This is a genomic window from Neobacillus novalis NBRC 102450 (genome assembly GCF_001591805.1).
GTDB lineage: Bacteria > Bacillota > Bacilli > Bacillales > Cytobacillaceae > Neobacillus > Neobacillus novalis.
The window spans coordinates 1-9,540 of record NZ_BCVP01000070.1; the positions used below are offsets into that span (position 1 = coordinate 1).

Annotated in this window: 7 protein-coding genes; 2 read left to right on the forward strand and 5 right to left on the reverse strand. The window is 40.1% G+C overall.

What is annotated here, in order from left to right:
* Positions 1 to 71: 71 nt before the first annotated feature.
* On the forward strand, positions 72 to 824 hold the full coding sequence (gene tatC / locus BANVL01_RS25920; RefSeq protein WP_066093030.1) for a twin-arginine translocase subunit TatC: 753 nt from the start codon (positions 72 to 74) through the stop codon (positions 822 to 824).
* Between the two features lie 210 nt (positions 825 to 1,034).
* Complete coding sequence (locus BANVL01_RS25925) at positions 1,035 to 2,777, forward strand: ABC transporter ATP-binding protein (protein WP_066093033.1); 1,743 nt, start codon at positions 1,035 to 1,037, stop codon at positions 2,775 to 2,777.
* Positions 2,778 to 2,969: 192 nt separating this feature from the next.
* Here BANVL01_RS25925 and bla read toward each other — a convergent pair whose 3' ends face one another.
* The 5 genes from bla to BANVL01_RS25950 all read right to left on the reverse strand — a co-directional run.
* Entirely contained in the window at positions 2,970 to 3,875 is a 906-nt protein-coding gene (bla, locus tag BANVL01_RS25930; RefSeq protein ID WP_066097058.1) for a class A beta-lactamase, read from the reverse strand.
* Positions 3,876 to 4,134: 259 nt separating this feature from the next.
* Complete coding sequence (locus BANVL01_RS25935; RefSeq protein WP_235845780.1) at positions 4,135 to 6,138, reverse strand: peptidoglycan D,D-transpeptidase FtsI family protein; 2,004 nt, start codon at positions 6,136 to 6,138, stop codon at positions 4,135 to 4,137.
* A gap of 174 nt (positions 6,139 to 6,312) precedes the next feature.
* On the reverse strand, positions 6,313 to 8,109 hold the full coding sequence (locus tag BANVL01_RS25940; RefSeq protein ID WP_066093039.1) for a BlaR1 family beta-lactam sensor/signal transducer: 1,797 nt from the start codon (positions 8,107 to 8,109) through the stop codon (positions 6,313 to 6,315).
* On the reverse strand, positions 8,109 to 8,495 hold the full coding sequence (locus tag BANVL01_RS25945) for a BlaI/MecI/CopY family transcriptional regulator (protein ID WP_066093043.1): 387 nt from the start codon (positions 8,493 to 8,495) through the stop codon (positions 8,109 to 8,111). Before BANVL01_RS25945 ends, BANVL01_RS25940 begins: the two co-directional genes overlap by 1 nt.
* A gap of 324 nt (positions 8,496 to 8,819) precedes the next feature.
* On the reverse strand, positions 8,820 to 9,540 hold a 721-nt coding region (locus tag BANVL01_RS25950; RefSeq protein ID WP_369689623.1), incomplete at its 5' end, for a L,D-transpeptidase family protein.

The following is a 9,540-nucleotide window of genomic DNA, read 5'->3' on the forward strand; positions in this document are numbered from 1 at the left end:
CGCTGGAGCTGGACAATTCTCGAAGTCAAAATTTTATTCTTTCTTAACATAGGAAAAAAGGAGAGCCTACTATGAAAAATCAAGAGTTAACGATTGTTTATCATCTTGGGGAATTAAGAAAGAGAATAATCATTACATTACTCACTTTTATCGTTTTTTTATTTGGATCATTCATTTTTGTGCAGAAAATCTATGATTGGCTTATTCGTGATCTTAATCGTGAGTTAGTAGTATTAGGACCGACTGAAATCCTTAGTATCTATTTTATGATTTCAGGAGTGAGTGCGTTCGCACTTACCATCCCGATTGCTGCACATCAAACGTGGTTATTTGTAAAACCAGGACTAACGAAAAAAGAACGAAAAATAACATTAGCTTACATTCCAGGATTTTTCACTTTGTTTCTAACAGGGCTTTCATTCGGTTATTTTGTCGTGTATCCAATGGTTCTTAACTTTTTATTATCCTTATCTAAAGGCCAGTTTGAAACCATCTTTACGGCCGAAAAGTATTTTAAATTCATCATAAACTTAACACTGCCGCTTGGATTGGTATTTGAAATACCGCTCATTGCTATGTTCCTTACCTCAATTGGTGTCATTAATCCAATGCTTTTATCTAAAGCTAGAAAGATATCTTACTTTTTACTAACCATTCTAGCTGCTGTCATAACTCCACCTGATTTTATGTCACAAATATTAGTTCTCGTACCACTACTAGTTTTATATGAATTTAGTGTTACATTGTCTAAAATTGTTTATCGAAAAAAACGCAAAAAGCAACAATTAGATATTACTATTATTCCAATGAAAAAAACGTCATAAACAAATAAGAAAACTTACTGAAATATACTGTTCGCTCCAACTTAAAATCGGTTACAATGGAAGTATTAACCAACAAGGAGGCCATTTACATGAAAAACATGATGAATCAAACCGTACAAACATATAAGGGTGGAACACTTTCTTAAATGTAACGGTGTACCCCCTTATAGTGGATATTTTATTTAAAATAACACCAAAAAGGGGTTAATTATGCGTTTTCCAGTAAGAAAATTTTTCTCATATTATAAACCGTATTTACCGTTGTTTCTTTCGGTATTGGCATGTGCCTTTATTGTATCTGCTTTGACTTTGGTATTTCCGTTGCTCGTTCGCTATATTACGAAAGATGTTCTTGAAGGAGACTTGTCCACTGCGCTAAGCGAAGTGTATTGGATTGGTGGGCTAATGCTTGTTTTAGTAGCGATCCAGAATATCGGGAACTACTTTGTGGACTACAAAGGACATGAAATCGGAGCTCGTATGGAAAGGGATTTGCGCAGCGAGCTGTTCGCGCATATGCAAAAGCTTTCCTTTAGCTTTTATGATAAGGAAAAGACAGGTCAGCTCATGTCGCGATTAACAAACGACTTGCTACAGCTTTCTGAGCTGTACCATCACGGTCCAGAAGACTACCTTAAATATCTCATCCGATTTATTGGAGCGTTTATCATTTTGTTCTTTATTAACGCTCCATTAACGATCGCCGTATTCTGTTTTTTACCATTCTTAGGTGTTTTCTCCTTGTATTTTAATAAGATACTGAACAGAGCACTAAGAAGAAATAAAGAGCGAATCGCGGACGTAAACGCACAGGTAGAGGATAGTCTATCGGGAATCCGCGTCGTTAAATCGTTTACGAACGAACTCATAGAGATCGAGAAGTTTAACCGAGAAAATAATCGTTTCCTTGATAGCCGAAAGAATACCTACAAAGCTGAAGCGTACTTTTTCAATGGTGTTGAAACGTTTATTCAACTGATTACGATTACGGTGATCATCTTTGGTAGCACCAGTATCGTCAACCAAATATTAGATTTAGCGGATTTGATCACTTTTTTACTGTATGTTAGCTTTATGATTGAGCCAATTCAAAAACTGACACACATGAGCACGCAGTTTCAAGAAGGAATTACGGGCTTTCAGCGCTTTATGGAAATCATGAATCTGAAGCCGGCAATCGATAACAAATCGAATGCCATGACCATGCCAAAGGTACTGGGTGAAATTACGTTTCAGCAAGTTTCCTTCCGCTATGAAGATCATTTAGACGATGTCTTTGTTAATTTGTCACTTACTATACAACCTGGAGAGTACGTTGCGTTAGTGGGTCCGTCTGGTGCGGGAAAAACGACATTATGCTCGCTCATCCCCCGCTTTTATGATGTAACAGATGGGGACGTGTTACTAGATGGAATCAACGTCCGTGATATCGACCTACAGTCATTAAGAAAAACAATCGGGATTGTACAGCAAGATGTCTACCTTTTTGCGGGAACGGTGATGGAAAATATCCGCTATGGAAATCCAGCAGCGAGCGATGAAGAAATTATTGTGGCAGCAAAGCACGCCAATGCCGATGATTTTATCATGAGCTTGCCAAACGGGTACGACTCCGAGATAGGACAACGAGGTGTCAAACTGTCTGGGGGGCAAAAGCAGCGACTAAGTATCGCCCGCGTATTCTTAAAGAATCCACCTGTTCTTATTTTAGATGAAGCAACGAGTGCACTAGATTACGAGAGTGAAAACATTGTCAAAGAATCACTAGAAATGTTAGCAGAAGGACGTACAACCATCGTCATTGCCCATCGTCTTTCCACAATCCGCAATGCAGAACGAATTTTCGTATTAACGGAGGACGGTATTGTTGAACAAGGCTCACATAATGAGTTACTAGCACGCGATGGAGCGTATGCACATCTGTATTCTAAGCAATTTGAATTACAAATATAAGTCATAATAAAAAATCGGCTCGCTCCTTAAAAAAGGGGAGAGCCGATTTTATCTTTATTCAACAATCTGGCCCTTAAATGAAAAATGAGCGCTTATCCTTGTTCAAGGATAGCGCCCTATAATGGAATAACGAACATATAGTCCCAGTTCTAAAAATCACCTAATTGTGAAGAGTAAAATTTATTTGTCGGTTCACCTGAGAGCGTTAAGTGCAACCTTGGCGGCTTCTGCGATAAGCGCATTGTCATAGGTAGCATTCTGTGTATCGCGGCTGGATAGAACTGCGATGACAATGGGAGCTCTATTCGGCGGCCAAACAACCGCAATGTCATTCCGGGTTCCATAGCTTCCTGCCCCGCTCTTATCATCGACTTCCCAGCCTGTTGGTGCACCTGCACGGATCAATGCATCTCCAGTTGCATTTCCCCGCATCCAATCTGTCAGGATCGTACGTTTTTCAGTTGGGAGCAAGTCGCTGACTGCGAAAGCCTGGAGGCTGGTAGCAAGTGCTTTTGGCGTGCTGGTGTCACGTGTATCTCCAGGAACAGCTGAGTTCAAATCCGTCTCGTAGCGATCAGCTTGGGTTTTATTATCGCCAATTTTCCTTAGTGCTGTTTCAAATCCCTCAGGGCCTCCCAGTTTCTCTAATAAAAGGTTCCCTGCGGTGTTGTCGCTATATCGCACAGCAGCCTCGGCAACTTCCCGAAGAGTCATCCCGGTATCTACGTGAAGTTGTGTTACGGGTGAATAAGAAACGAGGTCCTCGCTGTTGTATGTGACCAACTCGTCCAGTTGATCAATTGAGTAATGCTGCAGCAATGCACCTGCGGCTAGAGCTTTGTAAGTAGATGCGTAAGCGAACCGCTCTTGAGGCCGATAAGAGACTTTCCGATTTGTGCCTGTATCGATAGCGTAGACTCCGAGCCGAGCATCATATTTGTTCTCGAGTTCTGCAAACTCACGGTGTAGTTGGGGTGCTGGTGTTTTCTTGACTGCCTTTTCGGGCTTATCAGAAAGGTTATGGGTGCTCATCGACCATCCGGCGAGGGGGACAATTGCAACCACTAGCACAAGCAAGGCATATATAAATTTTTTCATACTGAAAATATTATGTGTTTTCCTCAAGATCTTAACCTCTTTCTATTAATATTTAGATGTCCTGAAAATAGAATCAGCGGGTTTAGTCATTATGTTTAGATTAACACCATCGGCTCTTAACCAGCAGATTCTAAAAATGCTGGGCGAGAATTTCCTCCTTTCTCCACTCTGATTACATACGTAATAGTAGATTATGTATGTAATACTACGAATGTAGTATTTATTACACACTTAATACTACACTCGTAATAAAAAGATGTCAATCATTTGTAGTTATCTGTCCTTTTTTATTAAGGTCAAAATATGCCCGAAAAACCCGCTGGCTGATGATATTCGCTGCACTGTGCGGCTGAGCATAACCATCACGGTAGGCATTTGGCACAATAACGGCAATGGCAATCTTTGGGTTATCGAATGGGGCATAACCAGCAAATGAAAGATTCCAAGTCTTCACCCCATTTTTATAGGATTCCGAGGTCCCGGTTTTACCCGCGGCATTGTACGGTTCGTCTTTAAAATATCCTCTCGCTGTTCCTTTGGAGCCATGGGTGACCAGCCAAAAACCTTGTTGAACCCGCTTAAGCATCTCCGCACTCATATCCACCTGATTCAGCACCACTGGCTCGATTTCATCGATCACGTTGCCCGGTTCATCGCCATTTGTATTGGGTTCGCGAATCTCCTTCACCAATTGGGGCTTCATCCGGTAGCCGCCATTGGCAATGGTTGTGATATATTGGGCAATCTGCATCGGAGTATAGGTATCTAATTGTCCGATGGCAATTTGAAAGTAGGTGCTTGGATTGGTTCCTTTAATTCCCGCCGTTTCATTATTAAAACCAATACCGGTCGGCACTCCCAAACCAAATTGGTTGAAATAATAGCGGATCGTTTCGATTTTTTTCGGATCAATATTCAATGTGCCATTAGGGACATACTTGCCGCCCAAGATTTCAATCGCGGTTTTCCACATATAAACGTTTGATGAACGCTCTAATGCCTCTAATTCGTTAATTCTGTTCATGACTTGATATGAGGAAAAGGTTCCCGACCCTTTAAATCGCATGACTTCATCCAGCTCGATTTCCCCGAAATCCCTGACACCCGTTTGGTATCCGGTTAATACGGTAGCCCCTTTTACAACGGACCCCTGTTCAAATGCATAAGCAAAGGTTCCCGGTGTAAAATCGGTAAACTCCCCGGACTTCCTGTCATACACTTTTCCTGACATCGCAAGAATACGGCCTGTTTTCGGTTCCATTGCCACAACAAAGGCAGTGTCAAGCGTATCCGTATGCGGCTTTTGGATTGCACTTACCAACTCTTCCTGCATAATTTTTTCCACTTGGGCTTGAAACTCCATATCAATGGTCAGAACAATATCCTTGCCGCTCTTCCCTTCCGATACTGTCTCTGTACTCACCACATTTCCATCTTGATCTGTCACTGTTTTCACTTTTTCCTTTCGACCCTGCAACACACTATCATAAAGCTCTTCAATATAACTTTTTCCGACGCGGTCATTCAGTTTGTATCCTTTAGCAGTATAGTAATCTACCTTTTCTGCCGGTAGGCCTTCATCTGCACTCGTAACTTCCCCAAGCATATTCCAAAACGTTTCCCCAAAGGTTCGGCCCCTCTTCCAATCAGTCGTGACATCTACACCCGGCAGGTTATCCAGATTTTCATTGACCTTTGCAAATTCTTCCTCTGTTACATTTTCATTTTTGACCATCGTCGGGGTTAAAGCGATGGCAGACGAAAGCTTCCGGTAGATGGCCGCCAGATTTTTGTCCATTTTCTTGAGCTCGCTTTCTGTAATCCGTTTCAATTTTAATTTATATAAATCCTTGTCATTTAGCTTTTCCTGTTCGTATAATTCCTCCTCCTTCTTTGTGATTAAATCCGTGCCATTGTTATGCTCTAGCAGCCAGATATCTTTTAAATCCCGATCGGTTACTTTATTGATCTCTTTTTCAGTCATGACCAGGAAGGTATTTAACTTTTTAGCCAGTTCAAGTAATTCGCCCGGCTGCGGATTTTTCGGCGGTGTATAGATAATCGCCTTTTCCGGAATATTGTAGACTACTAACTTATGATTCGTATCATATATTTTTCCACGCGGAACGGAATAACTGACGGGCGTCACATCTGTCCTCTCTGCCTGAGCCGCATAGGCTTCCCCTTTAATAATTTGGATAACGCCGAGGCGAAGAATCAGGATAGAAAAAAGAACAAAGACCATGAAAAAGAGACCAGTCAATCTCCATCGGATTGGGTTTTTTACTATATTTTCTTTCTGCTTTTTCTGCTTCAAAACACATCAGCCCTTTCATACTGGGAAATTTGTGAACAAGTTAGTCATAAATACTACATTTGTAGTATTTAATCCAAGAAAGTACCAAAAAGGTAGGGAAAACCTTTCTGGGGTTCATTATTAATATATCTTTTTATGATGCAGGATCTGCTTGGCAATCTCCGCAGCCTTACTTCCTTGGGCTTGACCATCCTTATTTTGAATATTAATGGCAAAATAAAAACGATCATCACCTTTATCGACAAAGCCAATAAACCAGCCATTTACATTCTTTCCATTAATCATACCGGTTCCCGTTTTACCATACAACCGCCCATTTTTTTGCTCACCTATTAAAAGTGCCTTTTTTACCGCTTTGATATTTTCCGCTTTAAAACCCAATTGATTTTCTTCTAATTGGTATAATAATTGGACTTGTTCAATGGGTGATATTTTTAGGGAAGATTCCAACCAGTAGCTTTCCAAATTCCCTGAAAGATCCTCATTCCCGTATTTTATCTCGTGAAAATAATCTTGAAGCAGCTTTCTCCCTACCTCTCGATCGGTATTCTGGAAATACCAATTCACGGAACGGCTTAAGGCAGTCGCTAAATTTTGATTTTGATTCCATTCTGGAAAGGGATAAATTTTCCCATCCCAAACCTGTTTATTGTTATTCGCGGAAATCACATTGGATTCCAATGCAAATAAGGCAGAATATATTTTATAGGTGCTATCAGGAGAAATCCTCTGCTCACTCATTTCTCGATTATAAATTTGATATTGGTTTTTAGAGGAATCAAATAAAACAAAGCTGCCCTCATAGCCCTTAAAATAGGCGCTTAGATCTTCATAGACCGCATTCTTCCCGTTAAACTGATATACATCATTTTGGCTAGCAATAACGGAGGTAATGGGAGCAAGGAATAGCACAACAATTCCTAAAACAGCACAGATGACCTTGCTTTTCCATTTCAATAATAGAGAATCTCTAGAATAGCTTGCAATACACTGGATTCTTTGTTTGATTTGCCTTTTTGTCCCACCTATACCTGGAGCAATCTGTTTAAGGGTACGATCATACTTTTTATCTGCAAAACGAATGATGGTATACCCATATTCGATATATCCGCTCTCATCTAAGAGATTTAACACGGATGCATCACAGGCCAATTCCCGATCCATTCGAATCCTTTTTGAAGCATACGAGACGACCGGGTTAAACCAATAAATGATCTGAAACATCCACATGACGTAATTCACGAATAGATCTTTGCTTTTATGATGGTGCAGCTCGTGCAATAACACGTATTTTAATTCATTTAACGAGAATGCTTCTCGCGTTTTGATTGGTAAAAAAATATAGGGCTGAAAAATCCCGAACGTGATCGGCGAGGAAATTAGGGAGGTCTCCCGCAGCCTTATGTTTCTTTTCACCCCAACCATTTCTTTGCACGCTTCTAATAATTTATTTAGCTTTTGGTTATCAACAGCCACAGCTGACTTTTTGATTTGATAGATTTGATAAGTTGAATAAACAGCAGCCCCAACAAAAAGAACCACTCCAATGACCCAGACTATAAAAAATGTATGGTAGACGAAATCGGGCGCTGCCTTGTTTACCGATTCCGTGAAATCATGTAATAAATTGCTGTTTGGAGCCTGAGAGGCATCCACTCCATTAATCCTTTCACTGTTCAATGGCGCTTCTCTATGAAAAAAAAGTAAGCTTTTTAAATAGCGAATTCCTTCTCCAAGGCGAAAATAATTCCAAGGTAAAAAGGCAGCAAGGATTGGAATGCATAGAAAAAACCAAATATGATAATGTGCTTTCACCGTCATATGATTGTTTAATAGCTTTTTGATTAATAGAATGATGAAAATAAGGAGGGATACCACGATTGTACTAACGAAAATTTGCAGTAGCATGGTATCCATTATTTTTCCCCTTTCTTATCTCTCATGGATAATAATTTCTTTAATTCCGAAATATCTTCATTCGATAACTGATCATTTTCAATGAAATTTAATACCATTGAATTTAAGGTACCGCCGAAAAACTGCTTCAGAAAGGATTTACTTTTTTGCTCAACATATTCGTGCTTTTCAACCAGTGAAGTATAAATAAACACTCGGCCATCTTTTCTTGCGTGCAAAGCCCCTTTCTTGACTAGACGCGCTAGCATAGTGTGAATGGTATTTGGCTTCCAATCACTCTTATTCGATAATTTCTCCACTACCTCAGGAGTCGAAATCGGCTCATAGTTCCATATAACCTTCATCACTTCATATTCTGCTTCTGATATTTGTGGAATCTCCTTCATAATCCCCCTCCTACTTTTACAACTGTAGTATTTATTATAGCAAAAAGATCCAAGTATATAAAGAATATTGGTGACTTTAGCCTATTGTAAATAATCCCACGTGTATTCTGAGGATTTATACTGATACCACATCCCCTAACAAATACGCGCACTGTTGCTTGCACATACCATATTCGCCCAAGGGCCCGAGCAATGCAAACAAGCTCGGGCCCAAAGTTTAATCAACTGAGTGCTACGAACACTCAATTAACATACCTTTTTCTATTTCAGATAACAAAAAGACGAAGAAGCAAACACTTTATGAACGTTTACCTCTTTATTGAATTAATAGTGATTGAGCTCCCCTTCAGGGGTTTGAATGATAACTGGACTCTTGCTAGGATCCAGCCATTTAAGAATGCCAACAACATAATTTTGTGCAGTTCCTGTGCAACCAAGCGTATAACTATTGGAAACATGGAAAAAGATAGCGGAACCTGCTCCTGGAATTCTTTCAGCTGTATTGTAATTGATCACAAATCCGTAATTATACGCTGCAATATCCATTTTTTCAGCACTGTTCCAACGTCCCCGATTTTCAGATGCCTTTTGCCACATATTATATAAGGAGGAGTTAGAATCATCCACCCATACATCATCAGAAGTGATTTGACGATAAGGCAGCTTTGTTCCTGGATTTTGAAATCTTCCAAACGCTGTCCCAATCGTATATTTTCCCCTAGGAGATTTTTTGGCTCCTTCATTCATAACAGTGGCGAAGCCCTCTTTTCCAATAAAACCATCGACATTAAGTTTTTCATACCACTTATTATCTTCTTTTTCAAATGTGCGGATTTTTGCCTTATTGGTGTTATAGCCTAATGAAGTCACCAGGATGAGCTGATTATTATTTGATACCTTTGTTAATCCATCTGCAATCGTATTCGGTACCCAGACCCCACTCCGGTTCAAATAATACCAGCTGTTTAGATAAACCCAGCCAGTCTGCATTGCACCGGAAGGATTTAAATAATACCAGTGGTTTTTTTCTAAGAGCCAACCAGTC

Bases quoted from the DNA above. Each gene is read 5' to 3' on its own strand.
- tatC (WP_066093030.1), top strand. From the start codon at position 72: ATGAAAAATCAAGAGTTAACGATTGTTTATCATCTTGGGGAATTAAGA.
- BANVL01_RS25925 (WP_066093033.1), top strand. From the start codon at position 1,035: ATGCGTTTTCCAGTAAGAAAATTTTTCTCATATTATAAACCGTATTTA.
- bla (WP_066097058.1), bottom strand. From the start codon at position 3,875: ATGAAAAAATTTATATATGCCTTGCTTGTGCTAGTGGTTGCAATTGTC.
- BANVL01_RS25940 (WP_066093039.1), bottom strand. From the start codon at position 8,109: ATGGATACCATGCTACTGCAAATTTTCGTTAGTACAATCGTGGTATCC.
- BANVL01_RS25945 (WP_066093043.1), bottom strand. From the start codon at position 8,495: ATGAAGGAGATTCCACAAATATCAGAAGCAGAATATGAAGTGATGAAG.